Genomic DNA, 23,244 nt, shown 5'->3' on the forward strand with positions numbered 1-23,244 from the left:
CGGGGCAGAGAACGCAAGCAGGGCAGCGCAGACGATGACGCAAAGTTTCTTCATGGATTTCGCTCCGGTCGTGGGAAAAGTTAAGGTGTGGCGGCAAGTGGTCGCGCGAGCCGAACGGCGATGTCCTCGTCGAGCACCGTCGCCAAGACGTTCAGCGGTACCGAACCTGTCCTTAGCACCACGTCGTGAAAGCCTTGGAGGGAGAATTTCGGCCCAAGAGCAGCACGAGCTTGTTCGCGCATTTCAACTATGCGAAGCATGCCGGTCATGTAAGCACATGCCTGGCCTGGATAGGCCACATAGCGCTCGACCTCTTGGGCGTTGATGCCGTAGTCGATCGCCTGCTGGCGCGTCCAGCCCTTGGCGTGCAAGCCGGTGTCGACAACCAGACGACGTGCGCGGAAAAGCTGTGAGTCCAGGGCGCCCAGAAGTCCGGGCAAGTCGCCTTCATACCATCCCTGCTCGATCGCCAGAAATTCGGCGTACAGGGCCCAGCCCTCGGAATGTGAAGAGCCGCCGCCGAAAATTCGCTGCCGGCGAAACTTTGGCAAGGCGGGCATTTCCTGCTGAAGAGCCAGTTGAAAGTGGTGGCCAGGAATGCCCTCATGGTAGGTCAGCGATCGCATCGAGGCCATTTCGAATCGAGGACCCGGCATCGGCACCCACAGTGTGCCTGGGCGGCTGCCGTCCTGTGATGGCCAAGTGTAGTGGGCCGACGCGGTGGCTTCCGTCAGCTCGGGCTCGCGGCGCACGGTCAGTGTTGCGCGCGGACGGAGGTTAAACAGTGAAGCGCTGCGAACCTCGGCATCGCGTTCGATCGCTCGGAAACGCTCAAGCAGCTGAGGGCGAGGATCGGTGTTCGTCGAAGGCTGAAGCGACGCATCCAGCGCGGCCATGCGCGCAGTAATGCTGCCATCGACGAAACCCAAAGTTTGAAGGTGCCGATCCATTTCCGCTTCGATGCGGCCGACCTCGCGCAAACCGATCCGATGGATATCGTCTGCCGTCATGCTGGTGCCGGTGAATGATGCCAGGGCAGCCGCATATGCTTGCCTGCCGCCGGGTAGCCGGGACATCCCTGCGACATCGTTTGTGCGCGGGTGTAATTGAGCCAGGTAGTCTTTGAGTCGAATGAATGCCGGCAGCACCTGGCCAGCGACAATGCGATCTGCCTCGGCGATCGCTGCTGCCCGCGCGGTGGGTGTGAAATCAGACAAACCTGCCGTACGTCCGACCAGGGCGACAACCAGCGCGTTCTGCATCGAGGGAGGAGCGAGGAAGGCGTCAACTTGCACCTGCGCTCGCTCCAGAATGAAGCGTGGAGGCAGCATGCCTTTGTCGGTCGCGACACGGGCGCGCACCAGCGCTTCATCGATCCTCGTTGACAACTGCGCCAGTCTCGCCAAGTACGCCGGCACATCTGATGCGCGCCGCAGCGGCTGCACCTCCGTCATGAACTCGACCAGGTCAAGGTGAGTGCCCGCAAACTGATTAAATTCGAAGTAGTAATCGTCGATGCTGTCCATGCGAATTTCGGACTCGAGCGATGCCAGCATGACCGCCGCGGTGATGCGCTGCGCGGAATCAAGTGGGTCCCGCTGCCATTGCTGAAGCCTACGTACCCCGGCTTGCCGCAAAGCCGCCCGTTTAGCTCGGTGCGCCGCATTGAGCGGAGTAAGTTCTCGATCGAGCGCTGCCTGTTCGGCGCCGTCGAAGTATTGCTTCTGCGTCGCCAGTTGCGGGTTGAGGCGAACCGCATCGTCGGCGAACTGTTCGGACCATGCCGTGAATTCCGGATTAGCCTTGTCCGCCGAGGCTGGAAGACCGTTAGTTGTTGGTGACGGAACTTCAGTCGCCGCTAGCGACACCGCACCGGTTGAGAAAAGCAACGTGGTCAACAGGAGAGCGCGCGGGAGGATATGCAGCGCGCGGGAAGGTTGGGCCATAGATTCTTTCACAGGAACAGGCGGCTGGCGATCGGGGATTTCCGGAATTGCCAATCTAGCATCGGATTGCAAAAATTACAAACAAGGAATTGTTACTGCGAGTGGAATCCCGATGGGATGCATGTCCGTTTCTTCTTCCCTCCGTACTGTGCATTCAAGGGTCGTCCCTTGCAGAAATTCTCGTGGTGGTCGCGGCCACCCGGAGGGGCGATTCGAGCCGAGCGCAGGCGAGGAAGCCCGTCAGGGCGCACCCCTGCGTGTCACGGTGCTCCTCCAGAGCATCCGACTGTGTCCGTAGCGCATCGCGTGCTGATACCGGCTTTCAAGCAAACACTGAGAGACGCCGATGCAGAGGAGGCTCGCCTGTCGCCCGTCAACGTTTTCCCCGAACGCTTGATCAAAATGGGCGCATCAATCGATGTGCCTGTTTGGAGGATTTCATGAAGACCACGCTGCGCCCGAATCGCATCAATATCGACCTGCAGGAATACAAGCAACCTTGGCTCGATTACTGCAAAGCCCGCGGCATCTCGCCCAGTGCCGGGTTTCGTCAAATCGCCGCGAAGCTCACGAACGGTAGCGACGCCATCGAACGTCCGGTGCCCCATGCGACTGCGTCGAAAAAAGTGCGGGTCGAACTGAGACTGACGAAAGAGGAAATCGCCACGGTGACCGAGATGGCAGGGCGTGAGGGATTTTCACCAACGCGTTGGATTGTCGCGTTGATCAACGCCCGAGTCTACGCTACGCCTCAACTAGGCCAGCGCGAACTAGAGACGCTGGCGCGTTCAAATTTGCAGATGTTGGCGATCGGCCGCAATTTGAATCAGCTTGCGCGCGCCGCCAACGCTGGCGTATCGATTACGCGAGCCGGCGGCGCCGACATCATCGAAGCGCTTCGCGCTGCGGTATTGCGGCATGCCGAACAAGTTGCGGCGCTGATTGGAGCAAACGTCGCGAGGTGGCGTTCAAAATGATAGAGATCAGCCAACCCCAGGCCGGACATTGCTCTGCGATCTCTCGTCCGCAAGCAACAGAATCCTGCGGCCATTCGGAAGTGTCCCCTTGCAGACTCAGCGCCGACTCTGTGTCACCACATCGTTAATCGCATCGATAACTACATCCGGACGCTCGAGTTGAATGTAGTGCGAGCTCTCCGAGATCAATTGGTTTCTGCCCCGTGATGACAGCGCCGCGAGTTCGTCGTGCGCCCGGCTCCATTCGGTCAGGAAAGCGGGATATCCCTTTGTCAGGCCTTCTGCGACGGTTTGCTCAAGCCCCGCTATAGCCTGCATTTTTCCCGCCGTTAGAATGATTAATGGCATGGACCCATAGTTTCGTGTGTTATTCACAGCCAATTGACTGCTTAGGTCAAAGTTGTCTCGGAGGGAGATTTTGGCTGTCCACCGCGCTTCTTCGGTGTTCAATCGTGCCAGCTCGGCAGCAGTCGCCGCCGGATAAGAGCTTGGCGATTTCAAACACCCGTCTGGATCAGGTGACGCCAACGTCAGTTCGCCGTTTTTCGCGGCTGCGGCGCACTTTCGCATTCCGCTAGCAGACGTGCGCAGGAGTTCCGTTAGGGAGGCCATAAAGTTAGGGGCGGACTTTCCCAAACGGGCCGACTGATCCGGAAAGCTGGGATCAACCAGCACCATGCCCACTACCGCATCGCGATGTTTGTCGGTGAAGAGCAGACTCTCGTATCCGCCCAGCGAATGACCGACCATCACATATGGCCCTTGCACTGCTGCGGCCTTTAGTGCCGCTTCAAGGTCGGAAGTCGTATTAGCGACGCTCTGTTCCTGTCGGCTTCCGACGCTGAAGCCGAATCCGGCGCGGTCCCAGGCACAAACGCGTGTCGCTGTGGCGACCCGAGGTTGCACCTTACGCCAGACTTCGCTCCAATTGCCTAACCCTGCGGTAAGAATTACCGTAGGTGAACCGGCGCCCGTGCATTTCAGGTGAATGATGCGTCCGTCGGGAAGTTTCGCCAAGACGTCCGGAGCAGCGTATGGCACGAATTCCGGATTGGGCACTGGCAGCTCGGCGGCCATCGCTACTTTGCAGTTGGCGACGGTCGCAACAATGCTGGTGAAGATCACTACAGAGACGAAATAACGAATCATTCGAACCTCGCAAGTGGACACATGGAAATTGAATTCGGCCATCCGAGTATCGCACCTTGTTTTCAATTGAACAAGAACGATATGTAAGACTACTCGCGTCGAAGGCTGTCACCGATGCTGGCTCAGCGCGATAGTTGGTTTGTTGGCCGGGTAACTTAGCGCCTGAACGGCACCCTGCTGAGGAAGCCAGGCAGCGCCCCCCTTCACATCACGTTGCTCATCCGGGCCGCGACCTTGCTGGGGAACAGGAAGATTTGACGCTAAGCAGGCGAGGGCGCTATCGGTCCCACAGGCGTGTTGTCGCATGCCAGACTGCTGAGCTTGACCCGAAAGGGTACTTCACGGTCACTTGAGGAAAGGAACGGATCATGGTGCTGGATCTTTCGATGTTGGACGACGCGGAATATTTTCGGTCCTCGACGCCGCGCGGATGCGCCGAGCGGGCCCCCTTGTCATCGTTCGAAGAGGACCCCGATAATCCCCGCTTCGAATCGATGCCGGAAGAATTCGCGGCCCTCGTCGAGAACGTGCGTGTGCATGGGATTCTCCAGCCCATCGTTGTACGGCGGTTGGAAAATAACCGGCTCCGCATACGCTTCGGTGCCCGGCGTTTTCGCGCAGCGATGCATCTGGGATTGCCCGACGCGCCGTATGTGGTGACTGAGGACCCGCGTCAGCTTGACGATTATTCGCAAATCGCGGAAAACGAACGGCGCACTTCGCTGCAGCCGCTGGAACTGGCGACGTTCATTGCGAAGAAGCTGGCCCAGGGCGAATCGAAATCCGCAGTGGCGACAAGGCTCGGGATTCATCCGAGCGCAGTGACCCAACTCCTTTGTCTGACTGGAGACGTTCCGCCCTTCGTGCTGGAGATGTACCATTCGCGGGTTTGCCGTTCGCCGCAGTACCTGTACCGGCTTACGAAATTATGGCGAATCGATGCACGCCTGGTTGAGGATGCGTGTGCCGGCGCGACTGAAGTGGGGCTGCAACTGGTTGAAGCAATCGAGGCATCGTTGAAGAAAACCGGAACCGCCGCGCCGGATCCTGACCCGGCTCCCACCATGAGTGGTAGTCCGGTGCCGATCGAGATGACCTCCATAGAATCGAAGATCGCGCCTCAAACACGATCAGGGACCGGCAAGGGGGATGCAATGAAGGGACCAAAGTCTGGCCTTGATCTCAAGCGCGCATCAGATTCGCATCGGTCGCGTCTTTTTGGGACTGTCGATGGCGCGGCGATCGAGCTGCTGATCTTCGTTCGTCCATCAAGCGATCGAAGGGTCGTCGTGCGATATGCGAATGAACTGATCGAGTCGGAGATCGACCTTGCACGCATCGTTCTCACTAAGGTAGTGCCGCATTCCTGACATGTGGACGTCAGCCGTATTCAAACTGATCAGACTTGATGGGTGATGACGGCTTGGGCGACGGCCAAACTTGCAGAGGGTCCTGGCTCCCATGGCCGCAGTCCCTGATCCTTGGCGAGCCGGATGCGGTGCATCTTCATCGCATCGATGATGTCTGCCGGCTCCGGGTGCTCTATCAGGAGAGGCAAAGTTTGTGCGGCTTCAAGATAAAAGCGCTGTTTGGAGGTCTGTCCGTCGGCTAAGAATGCGTCTCCCCACCAGTTTGTGATGTTATCACTCGCGCGCTCAAGCGCGCCCTGCGTAATGAGGCGATTCGACTTTTGATTGTTGATTTGTTTTGACGCGGGCATCAGGTTCCATGCATCGCCACAAGGCCAGGCTGCAAACGGGAAGCAGTGATCTATATCGAAGTCGTCACGCAATCGCTGGCCCGACCACACGCAGTAGACAGCCTTGCACGCCGAACGGAGACGCACAACGGCTTCGCGCGCGACGCGGGTATCGCGCTCAGGATCTGACCATGCCAACTTTGTTTGGGCTAGTTGACGTGCGTTCGGCTGGCCGCTCCCTGCGTAGACTTCCACTAGCCTGACCCACTCAGATACGAGGACCGGTTCAATCCAAACGTTGTAGCGCGTGAGGGCCTGCCAGATTTGGGGAGGCACGCGCAGTTCGCCGAAGCTCCAGAGAAAGGCGGCGTCAATCGAGAGCGGCGATGGGGCAGTGGTGCGTCGACCAGGCTGGATTTCAAATATGGGCTGGTCACTCGCGGGCCAGCGCAGATAGTTGGCCGGCATCCGGCGAATTAGTTGCGAGATCTCGGAAAGACTGCGTTGGAGATGCTTCGCCGTATCGCCACTAAAGGTTGCGCCCACACGCAGTTCGAAGGGATTGAGGATCCGCAGGGCGTTGAAGCTGTCCGTGACAAAGCCAGGTTGTGTGCCTAAGCGCGTACGCGGCATCTGCGGCAGATCGCTTTCGATCAGCGGCTTGTACATGCGCATCCAGAACAGTGCGACCATGCCCATGGGGACGGCGACAAAATCGGATTCGTGGCGTGCCGTACCGTTCGCCGTGTCTGCGATCCGAGCCAGTATGCGTAGCAGAGCGATTTTGTAAGTGGAGGATTTGTCGTCCACCAGAATCAAGTTACGCAGGAGAGGCAAGGCGCCGAGCCCGTCGTCAGGGAGTCCAAGGACCGCGGTGGTCCAAGAAATGCCGGCGCGCCCCAATCGATCGTCGCTTTCGCTCGCGTGAACCACCCGGAGTCCGAACTGGAGCGAGAGTGACGATAGTTCCTGCAGCGAGACTTCGTGCATCTCGCGTTCGCGATCAGGTTCACCAAGTCTGAGAGTGAGGGCGATACGGCCTCCTGGCGCCAACATCGTGGCGAGCTTTCTCAGCGCTCGCGCACGAGACGCCGGAGGAATGTGCATCCATACCGCGGACAGGAGAATGAGGTCAAAGGTCAGTCCAAGGCGCCGTACCTGGGAGAGTTCAGGAAGGCTGTCGGACAACCAGTGAATTCGGGATGACGGGTGCAACGCTCGTCCCCTTTGCAACATTGCGTCCGATGGTTCGACGGCGACGACATCGTAACCGTTGGCCGCAAACCAGGCAGCGTCGCGACCGGAGCCGGCGCCAATGTCCAAGATAGTTGCGCCAGGCTGGGGCAGCAGATTGAGTAGCGCCGCATGCACGTCCTCGAACGCCAACGATTCATATTGGGTCACCAGTGCTGGTGCGTTCTGATCGTAGTAGGGGATCTGCGTCATATGGCTATGTTGCCATTTTTCTGTCTTTATTGAAACATTCGCTTCGTTATCTGGTGCAACAAGCACGCGGATGTTTGGCCATCCGCGTCGGCGTGGTCTCATCGCTCTCAGCGTCAGGAGTGGCGTTGCATGAGGCTGTCCCGGGCACGCAAGTTCATCCCAAGGGGCTTTGACAGTATCAAGTAAAAGCAGAGTCGCCACCGTAATGCAGGATAGGCTGCCGCCGGTAACCGTGCTCCCCGCACGGACTGCCAAGGCTCCCGCAGTTAAATGGCAGACTCGGTACGTATGTACTGGAGTAAGATTTTCCGGCTGAGCTGGACTGTCAATCCCGCGAAAACGATGCTAACTGCATTGCCCCAAATCCAATAATACCTGTGTTGTTTGCCAGGACAGCGTCGAACTCGGACCGCAACGAACGCACCCGATTAGCCATGGGTAGGAGCTCTTAACTGAAACGCTGTGCAAGCAGTGCACGGTCAGCATTGCCTGCTGATCGATTGGTCCAGCAGTAAACCAAGCTGTCGATGTCGATTCTTATTTTTTCTTGCCTCGCTGCACAATAATGCTGCACACTAGGTGTTCTGCAAAAATTAATTCATTCATTTTTTGTTCGAAACTTCCTCCGGAAATTGAGATCAATCTCTCTTGTTTAAGTTGAGCCAAGCCAATGAATATGCCATCACTGCTGTCCTTGCCTACGGATACTCTTCTGGATAAATTTGGCTCAGGGTCGCATGCACCAGGCTCCGGTAGCGCGGCCGCATTTATTGGTTTGCTAGCGGCGCAGCTGGTTGTCACGGTTGGACATTTGACTCTGGAGAGAAGCGAGTATGAAAGGCATCACGTACGTGTTGCTGAAATATGCACAAGGATACAGACCGACTTAGTACCACTCTTGACCGAACTGTTCCAAGCGGACGCTGATGCCTTCGATTTGGTAATCCAGACCCGTAGAGCTCGGGATCAAGAAAGCGATGGTGTGGGCAGACGAAAGTTGGCGAAGGCAGCGCTGGATCAACTGAAGCTGGCGACCGCCATTCCCTTCAAAATCGCGGAATCCTGTATCGAATTGATTGATCACTCAGCCGCGGTGTTCGATGTGGGGTTCAAAGGCGCGCGCGGTGATACCGGTGTTGCGTTGAGCGCGGCCCTCGCTGGAGTCTTTTCTGCTGTGTTCGTGATAAATCTTAACCTGAAGTCGTTCAAAGGTAGCTATTGGGCACGGCAGCAGCGTCGAGAATGCGATCAACTTCAGAAAATTGCTATTAGTAAATATGAAGCGGCACTTACACGTATTGCTAAGTTGCGAGGTGAAGATCTCGGTGTGCAGAGCAAAGTCGACGACTCTGATCCAATCGCGAAGCTTTGGTCTGGTTCAAAATCAATTTATTCTAAAGACGAGATCGAGGAGCGTGCCTCTGCGGTCCGGGCAATTGTTTGGCAACAACGCGAAAAACTGTGGGCGGAGACGACGATCCCAACTAATCCGGTTGACCTTCTCAACCCTGAAGTTGCGCTTCGACTTCTTGACTACAATTTCATGTTGGTGGAAACTCTCGGCACTTTTGCGTCGGACGCAGGAACAGTCGAAGTCGCGGGGCTACTGGAATCGCAGCCTGGGAGGGTGAGTGTCTCTAGGCAAATGCGTCCAGATATACGAATTTTCACTGCTGCTCACGAACTCGGACATATTGTCCTACACCCCACGCTTAAAGAAGCACATCGCGATCGCCCCCTCGACGGTACCATCATTTCCCGAAGCCGCATTGAGAGAGAAGCGGATCAATTTGCGTCCTGCTATTTGATGCCAGCTGTTCTGGTACGAAAAAGGTTCGCGGCGATTTACGGTGCGGATGAGTTCTCACTTACGGATGAAACAGCGTTTGCGCTCTTTGCCACCGGGCTCACCGACGCCCGACGCCGGACGAAAAATCTTCGGAGTCTTTCTCTACTGCTCGCTGGCACGGAAAGGTTTGATGGTCGGAGCTATATTTCACTTGCAAATCAGTTTAAAGTGTCGGTGACAGCGATGGCGATTCGCCTGGAAGAGTTAGATTTGGTTCGAATGGAAGGTTAGATGCTGGCACACTTGCCTGTATTAACCAAATATTCGTCAGCCGTTTTCATCGCTTCTTGGGCATCAGAATATTGCTGCTCGTTCGGCTGGAAATATTCAATTAGACTTATATTACTTTAAATGGAGGAACACCTGAATCCAAGTGATCTAATAGCTGAATTCTCGAAGAGTTTGGTACATGGGCGTGGCGCGATTTTTGTCGGCTCTGGAATTTCCACGGCCTCTAAGGTACCCTCTTGGTCGGATCTGCTGAGGCCGATGGCGAAAACTCGATTGGGGATCGATATCGTTGCGGAGGACCCACTTCCACTTATTGCCCAGTACATTGTCAATCATGCGAATGGGAATCGCGGACCGCTCATACAACACTTTCGCGAATCGCTTTCGCGGCAATTCACCGGAAATGCCTATCATGCGGCACTGGCTCGTACAAATGTTAGCACGTTGTGGACAACCAACTACGATACTCTTTTGGAAGATTCATTCAGGAGGAATTTCCACGTTCATGTAAAGTCGACAGACGACGCTATCGTTCGAAGCGTGGCGAGCTCAGGTGTTGAAGTAATTAAAATGCACGGGTGCATTGAACATTCCACACATGACAGTATTGTCGCGACGCAAGAAGACTATGAGGATTTCTTCGATCGACGCCCGGCGACAGCGCAACGGCTCAGCCAGGATCTATTGGAAAAATCACTTCTATTTATTGGATATTCCTATGGAGATAGTAATATTAACAATATTCTGGTAGAAGCGCGGCGGTTAGGGCGTGCTGCTACTCGACAACATCATATCGTTTTGCGGAGGGTACAAGATGCCGACGATTCAAGACGACAAGCAAAGCAAGCGCGTCAGGATTTGTGGTTGCGGACTTGGCTCGGGTGGGGATCGAGGCTTGCCAAATTGATGAGCATGCTGAACTTCAGGTAATACTGGATGGGATTGCTTTGGGTTCCCGCGGAAACACAGTGTTTGTGACCGGGTCGCACGTGCGCGGTGCGGACGGGTCCACTCCTGAGTCACTAGCACGACTCGGAAGATTGCTCGCGGAAGAACCCGGATTAATTCTCTTCGATGGGCAGTCCACTGGGACCAGTCGATTTGTCGTAACTGCATTCTTGGAGCACTGCATCGCACGTGGCGCCGATATTATCAATAGATTCCGTCTTTTCCCCAACCCATATGCGGCCAACCCTAGTTTCGCGAATGAGGCGAGACTATTGCCAGTTCTGCAGGAATGGCGCTCCCCGCTTTTGCGTCAGACCAACGTAATGGTCGTTTACAACGGCGGGATGGGCACACAGGCAGAAGTGGACGCAGCAAAGAAACTCGGTTGTCAAATTATTCCGGTACCAGAATTTTCTGACGATTTTCCCTCGCAGTTGCTCGAACATGATCCGGAGATACGAAACGCGTTAGATACCATCGCGCCCACATATCTTGCAAAGGCGCTAGTGCGAGCGGTCTCTCCTGAGGATGTCCATGAATGCATTAAGGCGATGCTCCTGTGAACGCTCATAGCATAGTTAAACTCCGTGCGGGGGCGCACCATTACAAAGCGGGAATCGGCTGCAGAACGCTCGTTATGGCATTGATCGGAAAAAGCCATCTTCGCCAACACGATATCCAGGTAGAGAAAATTCGACGCATGGCAGGATCCGAAAAGCCCCCACATATTATTAGCGATCTCAGCATCGTTTCGTCTGCAAATGACGTTCCACTGTGGAAGACTGTTTTATGTGAAACTGAGGCTGTCGCTGCTTGCCTGCCCGTTTATACAGCAAAAATTCGTAACGGACTAATCGATGCGTCAGAACTTCTCGAAATTGCTATCGAGCAGATGGAGGGGGGCGTTGGTTTGCTCACAATTCATCCCACCCCTACCATTCGAATTAAGCAGATGTCAAATCGACGTTTAACACCATGTACCTCCAGAGGTGGTGGGCTAATTATTGCTGACGCCGAAACTCGTGGGTGGCGCGACGAGAATGCATATCTTAAGATATTGCCCGAACTTATTGCTCACGCAGCAAAAAACGGAGTGGTGCTCAGCTTAGGGGCCGCTTTCAGGTCGGCGAATATTTTTGATTCTTGTGATGAAGCGCAGTTAGCAGAGATCGACTTCCAAATCGAACTAGCAGAGTTAATTCGTTCTCATGGCGTCGGTGTCATTATTGAGTCGCCCGGTCATGCGCGTCCGAGGGATATCAGGAGAATAGCTGAATTACTACGTTCGACCGGGTTTCCAGTCATGCCGCTCGGCCCAATTCCGACCGACACCGCTATTGGTATGGATCACGTGGCGAGCGCCATTGGTGGGACGATCATGGGACTTGAAGGGTGCGCGCAGATACTGGCCGCGGTGACGAGGGAGGAACACACTGGCGGGGTCCCCACTGTAGATTCGACACTTGAGGCCGTCGCGGCAACGTTTGTCGCCGCGCACGTGATTGACATTCATATGTTGAACCACGATGCGGAGGATCATTTAATTGCAAAATTGCGCGCGGATAATCGGACATGTGTTGCCGATAAAATCAGCAGCGGATGCGACCGTTGTGTGCGCGCGTGTCCTCTATGATTATCACTTCAGGTTGCGCCATGTGGCTGGGTGCACGCCAGATAGCGCCTGGTACCTATGCAAGTGATGTGATGCGCTTTTAAGTGAAGCAAGTTGCAGCCCGCGTAGATGCTTCGTTCGGAGGCGGTGTTGACCCAGCGCACTTGGAGGTTGCTTACTACCGATTCAGGCTACACTTTTCAATTCCCCACAAAGAAAATTATTAACCACGATGCAAGCTGAGCGGCGCTTCCAAGTCTTTATTTCATCTACTTACACCGATCTTATTGATGAGCGGCAAGCGGCAATGCGCGCAATACTTGAGCTTGGACATTTTCCAGCTGGAATGGAACAATTTTCTGCGGGAGATTCAGACGCTTGGTCTTTGATAGAGCGGGTAATCAATGAGTCCGATTTTTATATGCTAATTGTCGGTGGTCGATACGGATCGACTGATATTCGTGGCATAAGTTTTACCGAACGTGAATACAATTATGCAGTCTCCCTGGGGAAGCCGGTGATCCCGATGCTTCACAAGGATCCCTCATTATTGCCGCGAAAGCGGACCGATGCCAACGACATCGCATGGGAAAAGTTGACTTTATTTTGCCATCGCATTAGGGAGCAACATACATGCAGTTTTTGGGAGAATGCGTCCGAACTCCGAGCTTGTTCGATGGCGGGGCTTTTAGCAGCAACTCAACGCGCGAGCAGAGGTGGATGGGTAAGGGCGAACTCGCATGCGCCCGGACAGCCGGCACTAACGGTCGAAAAATCGTCGCGTCGAAGAGCGATGTCTGTGCAAGAGGCCATGACTAGGAATGTGGAAGCAATTGATCGACTATATGGCAGAGATTTCCCCGATGGAGTGCCAAGAACAGAAGGGATTTCAACGGGACTTACCCATTTAGACCAAATGATTGGCGGTCTCCGACCTGGGGAAGTGATTGCTTTCGCCGCACGACCATCCCTCGGAAAAACCACGCTTTCACTTTCTGTATTGTCCGCAGTTTCGAAGTTGGAAATTCCAACCCTAATTTTCAGTTTGAAACATTCAACCGAGGAGATCTCGAAGCGGCTTCTTACGCCTCATGGAGGGTTGAACGCTAGCAGAGTCTTCTCTGGAAATTTGCTAGATGATGAGTGGCCAAAGCTCACGCAGTCAATACAAGTGCTGAATGACGTGAACGTAGAAATTGATGATTCACCGTTTACCTCAGTGGCGCAAATCGAAGAATGTTGTCGCGAAGCGAAGGGCCGTTTTGGTGCAATTTCATTAGTGCTGATTGATTCGCCTCACTACTTGGACCCTCGCTTGGCGGGGAGCGGATCCATCGGGGCGGCGCTCAAGCGACTTGCTCGCGAGTTAAGTGCGGTGTTTTTGGTGACTTGCAATGTGAATGCGGAGGTCGAGAGGCGTCCGAATAAGCGGCCGGTGTTGCGCGATCTCCCCACAGAATTTGGTCTTGCGGAGGAAGCCGACGTGGTGATTTTTTTGTATGACGATCGGTTTTACAATTATGACAGCCCAGATGCCGGAACCGTCGAACTAATTATTGCAAAAAACGTTTTAGGTCCTCTTGGAACTGTTCGCGTCAAACAGTTTGGCCCTTATCACAATTATGGCAATTACTCACCTTCCGAATTTTTATAATAATTTAGGGAGTTGTATTGGACTGGCGCATGCAACCGCTTCGCGAAAATATCGATTAACAAACGCTTTGGCGAGAATTAATGGAATTGATTCGTGTGAGTTTGATCTCATTTGAATTGAAACAAAGGCAGTCGCGCGAGCTGGGGAATGGGATTTCATGCTTCTATCAAACATGGGTAGGAAAATGGGTGTGCATTCCTGACCGTCGATTTTTCATAGAGAAGTATTAAGGACACCGCTGCCACCAAATAGTGCCTAGCTCAGCCTCAGTCAGCATACAGACTGCGGCTGAGTTCAGTGTCAACGGTCAGTTCGGCCGCTGCTTTTTAGTGCTTACAAAAAGTTACAGCAGCCCAACCGTCAAGTAACATTGTGCTAAGTACAAACAGGCCGAGTTTTTGCACCCGAAGATGGCTGAATCATATGTTTGGCGTCTCACAGCGAAGGAGGCGCCCTTCTGGGTCTCCATCGGCAAGCGTTAATTTCGCGGTCCTTTGCGCAATGAACGCCTATATGCCAACCGGCGCTGGAGTTCATCCTCGCCAAAGATACCTGGCAAGATCCACCGTCGCGGTCGCGATCCGGACTCCTTCGGCGGCCAGCCTTTGCGCCTGCCCTGGAATGGATGCCAGCAACTCGCCCTTGGCATTGACGATCCGGTGCACGGGCGCGCCGCCATCCAAATTTCTTCGGATGTAGCCGGGCAGCGCACGCACAAAGCTGTCGGCCACCCCCATTCCGATGGCCACATCCGAATACCGGACGACATGCCCTGCCGGGATGGTCGAAACGAAGTCCAAAAATCGTTGCACCGGTGATTCAGGAAGCGGCGCATATTTGTTCGGAAGCAGTTGAACCGTATCGCCGAGGCGGATGGCGCCCCCAGTAACAATGGTGCCCAGGATTCCGCGGCGATGGATGATCCGGCGAAGGTCGGCGATCTGCGACAGGATGCGGGCGCAAGGTTCGCAGAACATCGTCAGCCGGATCTCGACACCGCTGCTCGTCACGATCGCCGCGCCGGGGCGAAAATGTTTTCGCGATGGAAGCGAAATCACCATGTTTTCGTGCAAGGCCCCGGGCGCCAGCGCGAACTCCTCCAAATCCGAGGCGAGCGTGATCAGGATCTGCCGCGGACTCAGGCGATTGGCGTGAACATCGCCGGCAATTCCCACGTCCTGAACGCACACCAATGTCGGACAGGGCGTTGCGTTCGCATCCTCGCCGTGAGCGGCCTTGACGCGCAGGTATTCGACGGTTCCATCGATGCAGTGAGCACCCTTCGCGGTAGAGTTCATGAGGCGTCGCTAGCTGAGTGAGGAGACGAATGGCACCGCCCGTGGGAATGACCGGTACGGGTAGCCGCCTTCGCGGGCACGACGGCCATCACCGTCCGACGCCATTCTACTGGCGAAAATCGTTGTCTCCGCGCCACTATGCATTTCGCATAATTTTCTGACAAATAACTATAATGGTTCTTCGGGGCGAACTCGGCAGTCCCGATCGAACGGAGGCTCAGCGATGGCGCGGTTCCGAATGCCCTCTACGCTTTGGCGTTGGTTCATCTGCTGCGCGGCGCTGCTGTCGGCCATCCTTCTGGTCATCGATTTCAGCCATGCGGTCAGCCCGCTGTTGATCGACGGCGAACAGGGCAGCATTGGCGTCAAACTGGTCGATCAAATCGGCGGCGACAACCTCGGGCAGGGCACCTACCGATTGCGCATCGCGTCCATCGCGCCCGATTCAGCCCTTCTAGCGGCCGGCGCGGCGCCCGGCGATTACCTGCGCTTCGATCATTATGTCGATCGCTGGCGCAAGCCGGCCATCGGCGCGCCGGTCGGGCTGACACTCTACCGTGGCACGCTTGCCACCCACCTTGCGCCGACGGCGCGGCCGGAGAAAATCCCGTTCGCCGATTACGTCGATTACTTCGGCCGCTTGTTGATCGCCTTGCCCGCGCTTCTGTTCGGCCTGATGATCGGCTTCAAGCAAAGCGAAAGCCGCCCCTACCGCGCTTTGTCGCTGGCGTTTATTTTGCTCAGCTTCATGTATTTCTACAACTTCAGCTACGCGCCGGACGGCGCGGCGCTGAAACTCGGCAAGTTTCTGTGCATTACTGCCTATTGTGTCGTGTGGTACTGCTGCGCCATCTTCGCGTTGAGCTACCAGCCTTACCCGAGCCCGCTGCGCGAGGTGCTCGGGCGGCTGATGCCGCTGTATCGCGCGTTGGCGCTGACCACCGCGGCCTATGCCGTCGGCTTCGGGCTGGGGGAGGAGACGCCATGGCTATGGGCCGGCTCGCTGCTCGGCGGCATGTTCGGGCTGGCGCTGGTGCTCATCAGCCTGCTCGACGGCTGGCGCCAGAGCGTCGGCGAAATGCGCCAGCGCCATCTGTGGCTGCTGCTGGCGCTGGCGCTCGGCGCCGTGCCCGCCGTGCTGACGCGCATTCCTGCGCTCGATGCGCAGATCGCCGGCGTGCGGGTCACCTTGCTGATGTATTTTTGCGGCCAGCTGATGATGTACTGTGGCCTGGCCTACGCGGTGCTCAAGTATCGCGTGTTCAACTTCGATTTCGCGATCAGCCGCGCATTGGTGTTCAGCGTGGTCAGCGTGCTGTTGCTGTGCTCGTTCGGCATCATCGAATGGATCTACGCGTCCGTCATGCATGGCGGCGCGGCGCCGGGCTACGGCAGCGGCCATAAAAGCCTGCTGGTCGATGCCGGCCTGGCGCTGGCCGCTTACCTGGTATTCCACAAGATTCATGGCACGCTGGAACGCTGGGTCGAGCGCTTCCTGTTCGAAAAATGGCACACCAACGAACGCCGGCTACGTGCGTACGTCCGCCAGGCGGCGCATTTCACCACCGTCGACAGCTTGCTCGACTCGTTTTGCGCCGCGTTGCAGCGTTTCAGCGGCGAGGCGGGCTGCGCGATCTACCAGCGTCTGGAAAACGGCGACTATCGACGGGTGGCCGGCGACCTCGCCGGGGCGCAAAACATCTTCAGCGCAAACGACATCACGGTAGTGGGCTTGCGCACTGACCTGGCGCCGGTGCCGGTGACCCATCCCCATGCCGACCTGGCGCTGCCGATGACGCATCGCGGTGTGCTGGACGGCTTCGTGCTGATGGGACGCAAGCACCGCGGCGACAGCTACCGCCCCGACGAGATGGAGGCGCTGGGATTTGCCGCCGCCCACGTCGGCCTGGACCTGCACGCCTTGCGGGTCGATGAACTGCAGCGGGAAGTGGACGAGCTGGCGCGTAAAGCCAACCGGCAAAGCGAGGAGCTGGAGCTGATGGCGGGGCGCCGGCGCAGTCCCCGCGTCATCATGCATCCTGCGGACCTCGGCGATGGCGTGGTCAGCTGGTGAATTGCGGCGGCGACGTCGCGCCGGGTATTTTCCGCGGCAGCGGAGGATACGCCCATCAAGCGAACTGAAGATTGACGCGGTGGCGGTGCGCGACCAAAATGGATTGGAGGCGCCGCGCATTGCGATCGTGCCTTTTGCGTGTTGAGCTCAACGAAGTGTGTTGCCGTACGTCGAAAGGCCCGAACTGACCGCATGCATTGATGCGGGCAAGGCGATGCGCGGCGACGATATGGCCGAGCCACCACACGTTTGCAGAGGCAACCCCATGAGCATCCCGAGCACAGCCCGCGCCCGCATCGACCTCGCGTCGCTGACGGCGGCGGCGGAGGGCGCTGCCCCCGGTCTGGGGCAAGTCCAGGAATTCGATCCCGCGGCCGAGAGTGCGCCGCGCCTTTTCCTCACGCGTCCGGATCAGTCCGGAATACGCGTGGCGATCGAATGCAGTTATGAAGGGCGCAAAGCGGTCATCGGCGGGCCGGACTGGCAGATGCTGGAACGGCGTTGCGCCGAGAACGGGAACTTCGTCGCGACCCTCAATCCCGCCGTTATTCACGCGTTGATCGCCGAGCTCGAGTTGGCCAGGCAGGACGACGACCTGGCCGTGGCCCAGGTGCGCCATTACGATTATCCGGGCCTGGTGAAAAATGATGTGCACCAGGAGATCGTGTGCGAATCGAACCTGCCGGATGGGACTAAGCTATTTCTCCGGCCCGATCCCGAACTGGCCGCGCTGCGCAGCAGGATCAATCAGCTGGAGCAGCGCAATCGCGAGCTGGAATCGCAGCTGCGGGCGAAATGATGGCGTGATTGCCGCGGCGTTCAGTCGAACATTTCGCCGGTGGTTTTGGCAAACGTCTTGGCGAACAGGTTGAACAGTTCGACGCCCGGGTTCGATTCCAGGTATCTGTGCGCGCGCTGCGCCAGCAGCGTCAGGGTTTCCCCATCGCTCAGGAACTCTTCCCAGTGATCGGCGCGCATCTGGCCTTCCAGCCAGCCGACCGCCGCCGACATCGTTTCCTTGATGACGTGCTCGAGCAACTGCGCGGCCTTGTCGTTGCTGACCGGGCGGCGCATCTGCAGGGCGGCCACGAAGGCGGCCAGTTCGCTGTTGCCTTCATCGCGCACGGTGTCCTTCGCCTCGCCCTTGGTCAGGTGGGCTTTGTCGTCGTCCGGGCTGGCGGCGTCGATCGTGGACGGGTCGGTTGTCATTGCTGGTTTCTCCATTGGGGTTTATGCACACAGCATGGCGCCGCGCGCCGCCCCAGTCTGTGCGGCAGCTAACGCGAAGTCGTCGCCCTGGCCCTCCGCTTATCGAGTTGAATCGGTTTATCAATCCCAATCGGCTTAATAATTTTGTTACTAATGATCGATGTGGCGCATATAAAGTAGGTACTCCACGATGCATATATTTTCTCGCTAGCCGCCATTATGTCGGATATTTTTACAGTCGATTTTCACGGCAAACGTAAACACCTGATTTTATTGAAATCATATTATTGGCACGGTTTTTGCAATGTTTGCGCCCTGTAGTTAATGATGATATGTCCAAACAGGGAGAAAATAATGAAAAAATCGATGTCAATAGGAATTGGCCTGCTGCTCGGGGCACTGTCGCTGAGCGCAGCGAGCGCGGCGCCTCTGCGCACGGGCTTTGGTGGACCGGAAGGGTATGGCGCCCTTAGCCAGGGACCGAATGACGATGGCACGTCCGGGTAGTTGAGCTTGCCCTTCAGTGTTAACTTCTACGGCAATACATTTAATAATTTTTACGTTAATAATAACGGTAACATCTCATTCGGACAGGGTTCGGGCAGCTTTACGCCAGTTCATTTCCCGAGTTCCAATTTGCCGATCATTGCGCCGTTCTGGGCCGATGTGGATACGCGACGCCAGCCGGGCGGCGGTGCGGTCTACGTGGCGGCGCCGAATGCCAACTCGGTGGTCGTCACCTGGCACGACGTCGGCTATTACAGCCAGCACAATAACCTGCTGAACGATTTCCAGCTGACGCTGCTGAACCGTGCCGACACCGGCGCCGGCAACTTCGATATCGAGTTCCGCTATAACCAGTTGCAATGGACGACCGGCGACGCCAGCGGCGGCTCCGGCGGGATGGGCGGTACTCCTGCACAGGCCGGCTACGATGCGGGCAACCATCAGAATTTCTTTGTGCTGCCTGGTTCGTTCTCGAGCGGCATCCTGAACCTGGCGAACACTTCCAACGTCAGCCAGGATACCCCGGGCGTGTGGACCATGGCGATCCGCGGCGGCACGACCTCCGACGGCGCCACTCCCGGCGCGCCGCTGCTGCCGACGATCGTCGACGACTCCGGCTTCCACTTCACTTTCAGCGCGAACCTCGGACAGACCGTCTACATCGATCCTGAAGTGGCCACCGGCTACGAGTACCAGGTTCTGTCGGGCCCGAACATTCTCAGCGCGATTTTCCCGATCATCGCCGGCGACGCCGACGGTTACGATATCTTCTCGCTGACCGGCGACCTGCTCGGCTCGGTTCTGCCGGGCGGCACCTTCAATTTCGGCGGTGGCGGCGTCAACGGCTTCCGCCTGGGCGGCATCGATATCGGGGCCAACCTGGATCCGGCCAACACCCAAGCCTTCGTCACCGGGCTGACGTTTGCCGCCGCCGGCCAGTTCGACATCGCCCAGTTGCCGATCACGGTGACTCTCGGCGGCACGGTGCCCGAGCCCTCGTCGGCGCTGCTGCTGCTGCTCGGCGCCCTGGCCATCGGCGCGAGCCGCTCCGTGCGCCAGCGTCGCGCCACCGGGTTGCGCGCTTGACCGCCAGCGCGATGGGATCGCGTTTGCAGGCGGCGCGCTCGTGCGCGGTTGCGCTGCTGGCCGCCTGCGCGGCCGGCGCGGCTTCAGCGCAAGGCGGCGACGCGCCGCGCGTCGTCAAGGAGCAGCGCTTCGCTTCCTGGGGCTATTCCTGTGCCGTGGCCGGCAACGGCAAGGGCGCCGAGGTTGAACGCTGCATGATCTCGCAAATGGTGGCGACCAATCCGCGCGAGCGCAAGGTGGTGCTGGGCCTGACCGTCGACTTCGAGGACTCGCGCACCGTGCCGACCTTGCGCGCGCGCTTTTCGGCCGACGCCAAGCGCGAGGCGGGCATCGGCATCAAGATCGACGAGAAGCCGGAAATGCGGCTCGCCATCGGCGATTGCAACACCCAGCGCTGCGAGTCGTTGGGACGCATGTCGACGCCGGTGCTGAAGGCGTGGAGCTCGGGCAAGATCGGCAAGTTCGCCTTCCTGCGGCAGAGCGGCAAGCAGGTGTTGCTGCCGATTTCGCTCGACGGCTTCGACCAGGCGCTGGCGGCGTTGCGCCAGCATCCGGGCGGCTCCGTGGCGCCGCCGGCGAAGACGCCGGCGCGGACCTGACGGCGCCTGCGGCGATCTTTAAGTCCCGGGGCGCGGCATTCGCCTCCTCGCCGGGGCCGGGCAGCGCGAGTTGTCCGGCCCCGCTTGTTTCCGGCTGGGATTTCGACGTTCAACGGAACATTGCAGTGCAGACGCGTTTCTTCGAAAGGGGAAACGTTTGCGTGGGGCAATGGATGTCGGACAAGGACGACATCTTTACAGGAAACCTTGAGGCCGCTATGTGGCTTGGGCGACAGATGGGAGGACAATAAAAGCGGATATTACGAGCGTACAGGCAACTTTGTCTGGTTTTGGAGTTCACGCATGAAACAATCCGCCCTCGTCATCGCTCTGCTCGGCGCAAGCCTCGGTAGCGCCTGGGCGCAAAATTCGGCCCCGACCGTGTACGGCGTCATCGACGCCGGCGTGGTGAGCGAGCGCGGCTGCGCGAATGGCTGCGCCACGCGCATCGACGGCGGCATCGCGTCGGAATCGCGGGTCGGCATTCGCGGCAGCGAGCAGCTCGGCGACGGCCTGTCGGCGATCTATACCCTGGAGGCGGGCCTGCAGCCCGACACCGGCCGCTCGGGCACGGACGGCCGCTTGCTGCGCCAGGCCTTCGTCGGCCTGAAGGGCAAGGCGGGCACGGTCACGGTCGGGCGCCAGGACAACCTGGAATATGTGGCGCTGACCGACGTCGGCGACCCGTTCAAGGGCGGCACCGCCGGCAGCGCGTCCAACCTGATCGGCACTTCCGGGCGGCGCGACGACAACAGCATTCATTACTACAGCAACGAGGTGCATGGCCTGTCGGCGGCGGCCTCCTATGGCGTCGGCGAGGTGGTAGGCGATCCGTCCGGCAACCGCGCATGGGGCGTTTCGGTCGGCTTCGCCAACGGACCGCTGACCTTGCGCGCGGCGCACCAGAACCGCTACATGGTGAAGATCGCGCCCGCTACCGCGATGGGCAACAACCTGGAAGCGAAGAATTCGGTGCTCGCGGCCAACCTGCGGGTCGGCGTCGCCACCGCCTACGCGGCGTACAGCGTCAGCCGCGGCGCCGCCAGTTCGCCGCTGTGGAATCCCGACAATCCGTACAGCGCGGCGATCGCCTCGGTGCCGTCGACCGACAGCCGCGACGTACTGGTCGGGCTGGCGGTGCCGGTCGGCCCCACCACTTTGCTCGCGTCGTTCATTCGCAAGAACGACCGCGACCGGGCCAATCTCGACGCCAACCAGCTGGCCTTCGGCGCCAGCTATGCGATGTCGCGCCGCACCGATTTCTACGCGGCGTATTCGCGCATCACCAACCGCAACGGCGCCAACTATACGGTCGGCAACGCGTCCGCGCGCGGCAGTGGATCGTCGGCGCTGAACGTCGGCATGCGCCACGCGTTTTGAGCGCGGCGTGGCGCATGGAGCGCGCCGCCGCAACGGAAATTTCGTTAAGCTCCCAACATGATTCATCTAACCTTTCGGGAGTTCCTATGAGTGGCAGCAGCACATTAGATCCGGACAATTTTCCGGAAGCGCCGGACCGCAGTCTGGGCAAGGGGCATGGCACCGACGCGCTCGGGCCGAGCGACAACTCCGATTCCGGCAGCGACGTGGTCGGCGGACCGGGCTTTGCATTGGGCGTCGATGACGACCAGTTGCCGGACCTGGACCGCGGCACCAGCGAAGACAGCGAACGCGGCCACGGCACCGACAGCGCCGGCCCGGACATGGGCGACGCCAACCTCGACAGCGACAGCGATTCGGGCGGCACCGGCGAGCGCGCCAGCGCAGGGCGCGATTCGTCGACGCGCGATGGCGCCGACATCGATACCGATTCGATCCAGTCGTTCGACGATGTTCCGCTGAGCGACGAGGACATCGACTTCATGCAGAGCAGCCCGCCGGACAAGGCGCCGCGCGGCAAATGAAGAAACGGGGTCAGGTGCGACGGACCTGACCCCGGGTTTGTCTCCGCCGCGTGGCGCAGCGTTCAGTGCATCTAGCCGGCCAGCCTGGCCTTGAAGAAATCGACGGTGCGCTGCCACGCCAGTTTAGCGGCGGCTTCGTCGTAACGCGGCGTGGTGTCGTTGTTGAAGCCGTGTTCCGTCCCTGGGTACACGAAGTACTGGTAATTCACTCCCGCCGCTTTCAGCGCAGCCTCGTAGGCCGGCCATCCCGCACGAATCCGCTCGTCCTTCTCCGCATCGTGGATCATCAGCGCCGCCTTCATTTTCGGCACTTCCGAAGCAGGCGCCTGCTGGCCATAGAACGCCACCGCCGCCGCCAGTTCCGGCACCACGGTGGGCAGGTAATTGGCAATGCCGCCGCCATAGCAGAATCCGACGACGCCCACTTTGCCGCTGCTGTTCGGCAGCGACTTGGCCAGGTGCGCAGCTTCGACAAAGTCGGCGCGGGTCTTGGTCTGGTCGAGCTTGGCGAACAGCGCGCGCGCCTTGTCTTCGTCGCCCGGATAGCCGCCCAGCGGGAACAACGCGTCCGGCGCGAAGGCGATGAAGCCGTCGAGCGCGAGGCGGCGCGCGATGTCTTCGATGTGCGGGTTGAGGCCGCGATTCTCATGCACCACCAGCACCACCGGCAACTTGCCTTTGACGTGGGCCGGCTGCACCAGGTAGCCGCGCAGCTTGCCGTAGCCGTTGGGCGACGGGTATTCGGCGTAGACCGCCTTGATGCGCGGATCGGCCGGCGCGACCATCTGCGCGGCGAAGGTCGGCGACAGTGCCGACAGCAGGCTGGCCGCAGTGGCGCCGCCGACAGCGTAGCGGCCAGCCTGCGACAGGAATCCGCGGCGGTCGAGCTGGCCATGCACATACTGGTCGAACAGTTTCAGAACTTCAGGGTCAAAGTCTTTGGCGGTCAGGCGTTTGGTCATTGCGTCGGCTCCTGGGATTGTTTGTATTGACGGCGTCGGGCGCGCCAACCAAGGCGCGGTGGCAAGATGATAACCCGGTTGCGGATGAGGTGAA

Annotated in this window: 19 protein-coding genes; 13 read left to right on the forward strand and 6 right to left on the reverse strand. The window is 58.3% G+C overall.

The annotated features are described in order from the left end of the window. Window positions 1-80: 80 nt before the first annotated feature. Window positions 81-1,946, reverse strand: coding sequence for a DUF885 domain-containing protein (locus AC1D02_RS15765; RefSeq protein WP_477318496.1), 1,866 nt, complete (start codon window positions 1,944-1,946; stop codon window positions 81-83). Window positions 1,947-2,386: 440 nt separating this feature from the next. Here AC1D02_RS15765 and AC1D02_RS15770 point away from each other — a divergent pair, with 440 nt between their 5' ends. Then, complete coding sequence (locus tag AC1D02_RS15770; protein WP_477318498.1) at window positions 2,387-2,923, forward strand: hypothetical protein; 537 nt, start codon at window positions 2,387-2,389, stop codon at window positions 2,921-2,923. A 96-nt stretch (window positions 2,924-3,019) separates the two neighbouring features. Here the strand turns inward: AC1D02_RS15770 and AC1D02_RS15775 are convergent, their stop codons facing one another. Continuing rightward, window positions 3,020-4,114, reverse strand: a complete 1,095-nt coding sequence (locus AC1D02_RS15775) for an alpha/beta fold hydrolase (protein ID WP_477318500.1) — start codon at window positions 4,112-4,114, stop codon at window positions 3,020-3,022. A gap of 326 nt (window positions 4,115-4,440) precedes the next feature. On the opposite strand from AC1D02_RS15775, the gene AC1D02_RS15780 reads away from it, so the two are divergent. Next, a complete protein-coding gene (locus AC1D02_RS15780) occupies window positions 4,441-5,442 on the forward strand; it encodes a ParB/RepB/Spo0J family partition protein (protein ID WP_477318502.1) in 1,002 nt (333 codons plus the stop codon). A gap of 29 nt (window positions 5,443-5,471) precedes the next feature. Here the strand turns inward: AC1D02_RS15780 and AC1D02_RS15785 are convergent, their stop codons facing one another. Further along, the gene (locus AC1D02_RS15785; RefSeq protein WP_477318504.1) at window positions 5,472-7,283 is read right to left on the reverse strand and encodes a class I SAM-dependent methyltransferase; all 1,812 of its coding nucleotides are present in this window, start codon (window positions 7,281-7,283) and stop codon (window positions 5,472-5,474) included. A 610-nt stretch (window positions 7,284-7,893) separates the two neighbouring features. On the opposite strand from AC1D02_RS15785, the gene AC1D02_RS15790 reads away from it, so the two are divergent. The 5 genes from AC1D02_RS15790 to AC1D02_RS15810 all read left to right on the forward strand — a co-directional run bounded on the left by AC1D02_RS15790 (window position 7,894) and on the right by AC1D02_RS15810 (window position 13,511). Beyond that, window positions 7,894-9,297, forward strand: a complete 1,404-nt coding sequence (locus AC1D02_RS15790) for a cyclodeaminase/cyclohydrolase family protein (protein WP_477318506.1) — start codon at window positions 7,894-7,896, stop codon at window positions 9,295-9,297. A gap of 120 nt (window positions 9,298-9,417) precedes the next feature. Next, a complete protein-coding gene (locus AC1D02_RS15795; protein WP_477318508.1) occupies window positions 9,418-10,227 on the forward strand; it encodes an SIR2 family protein in 810 nt (269 codons plus the stop codon). 110 nt (window positions 10,228-10,337) lie between these two features. After that, the gene (locus AC1D02_RS15800) at window positions 10,338-10,808 is read left to right on the forward strand and encodes a hypothetical protein (protein WP_477318510.1); all 471 of its coding nucleotides are present in this window, start codon (window positions 10,338-10,340) and stop codon (window positions 10,806-10,808) included. Next, window positions 10,805-11,878, forward strand: a complete 1,074-nt coding sequence (locus AC1D02_RS15805; protein ID WP_477318512.1) for a phosphomethylpyrimidine synthase ThiC — start codon at window positions 10,805-10,807, stop codon at window positions 11,876-11,878. Before AC1D02_RS15800 ends, AC1D02_RS15805 begins: the two co-directional genes overlap by 4 nt. Window positions 11,879-12,089: 211 nt before the next feature. Then, window positions 12,090-13,511: a DnaB-like helicase C-terminal domain-containing protein gene (locus AC1D02_RS15810; RefSeq protein WP_477318514.1), complete on the forward strand. Its 1,422-nt coding sequence runs from the start codon at window positions 12,090-12,092 to the stop codon at window positions 13,509-13,511. Window positions 13,512-14,044: 533 nt separating this feature from the next. On the opposite strand, the gene AC1D02_RS15815 is transcribed toward AC1D02_RS15810, so the two are convergent. After that, window positions 14,045-14,809, reverse strand: coding sequence for an MGMT family protein (locus AC1D02_RS15815; protein WP_477318516.1), 765 nt, complete (start codon window positions 14,807-14,809; stop codon window positions 14,045-14,047). A gap of 238 nt (window positions 14,810-15,047) precedes the next feature. Between AC1D02_RS15815 and AC1D02_RS15820 the strand changes: the two genes are divergently transcribed. Continuing rightward, window positions 15,048-16,883, forward strand: a complete 1,836-nt coding sequence (locus tag AC1D02_RS15820; RefSeq protein ID WP_477318518.1) for a hypothetical protein — start codon at window positions 15,048-15,050, stop codon at window positions 16,881-16,883. A 160-nt stretch (window positions 16,884-17,043) separates the two neighbouring features. After that, on the forward strand, window positions 17,044-17,682 hold the full coding sequence (locus AC1D02_RS15825) for a hypothetical protein (protein WP_477318520.1): 639 nt from the start codon (window positions 17,044-17,046) through the stop codon (window positions 17,680-17,682). A 20-nt stretch (window positions 17,683-17,702) separates the two neighbouring features. Here the strand turns inward: AC1D02_RS15825 and AC1D02_RS15830 are convergent, their stop codons facing one another. Continuing rightward, the gene (locus AC1D02_RS15830; RefSeq protein ID WP_477318522.1) at window positions 17,703-18,092 is read right to left on the reverse strand and encodes a hypothetical protein; all 390 of its coding nucleotides are present in this window, start codon (window positions 18,090-18,092) and stop codon (window positions 17,703-17,705) included. Window positions 18,093-18,605: 513 nt separating this feature from the next. Between AC1D02_RS15830 and AC1D02_RS15835 the strand changes: the two genes are divergently transcribed. The 4 genes from AC1D02_RS15835 to AC1D02_RS15850 all read left to right on the forward strand — a co-directional run bounded on the left by AC1D02_RS15835 (window position 18,606) and on the right by AC1D02_RS15850 (window position 22,188). Further along, a complete protein-coding gene (locus AC1D02_RS15835) occupies window positions 18,606-19,685 on the forward strand; it encodes a nidogen-like domain-containing protein (RefSeq protein ID WP_477318524.1) in 1,080 nt (359 codons plus the stop codon). Between the two features lie 11 nt (window positions 19,686-19,696). Continuing rightward, complete coding sequence (locus AC1D02_RS15840) at window positions 19,697-20,284, forward strand: invasion associated locus B family protein (RefSeq protein WP_477318526.1); 588 nt, start codon at window positions 19,697-19,699, stop codon at window positions 20,282-20,284. Window positions 20,285-20,587: 303 nt separating this feature from the next. Continuing rightward, the gene (locus AC1D02_RS15845; protein ID WP_477318528.1) at window positions 20,588-21,664 is read left to right on the forward strand and encodes a porin; all 1,077 of its coding nucleotides are present in this window, start codon (window positions 20,588-20,590) and stop codon (window positions 21,662-21,664) included. A gap of 86 nt (window positions 21,665-21,750) precedes the next feature. Next, window positions 21,751-22,188 (forward strand): hypothetical protein, encoded by a 438-nt coding sequence (locus AC1D02_RS15850; RefSeq protein WP_477318530.1) that lies wholly within the window; start codon window positions 21,751-21,753, stop codon window positions 22,186-22,188. A gap of 71 nt (window positions 22,189-22,259) precedes the next feature. Here AC1D02_RS15850 and AC1D02_RS15855 read toward each other — a convergent pair whose 3' ends face one another. Further along, on the reverse strand, window positions 22,260-23,150 hold the full coding sequence (locus tag AC1D02_RS15855; RefSeq protein ID WP_477318532.1) for a dienelactone hydrolase family protein: 891 nt from the start codon (window positions 23,148-23,150) through the stop codon (window positions 22,260-22,262). Window positions 23,151-23,244 lie beyond the last annotated feature (94 nt).

The sequence above is a fragment of the Massilia sp. P1_C10 genome, assembly GCF_056406475.1.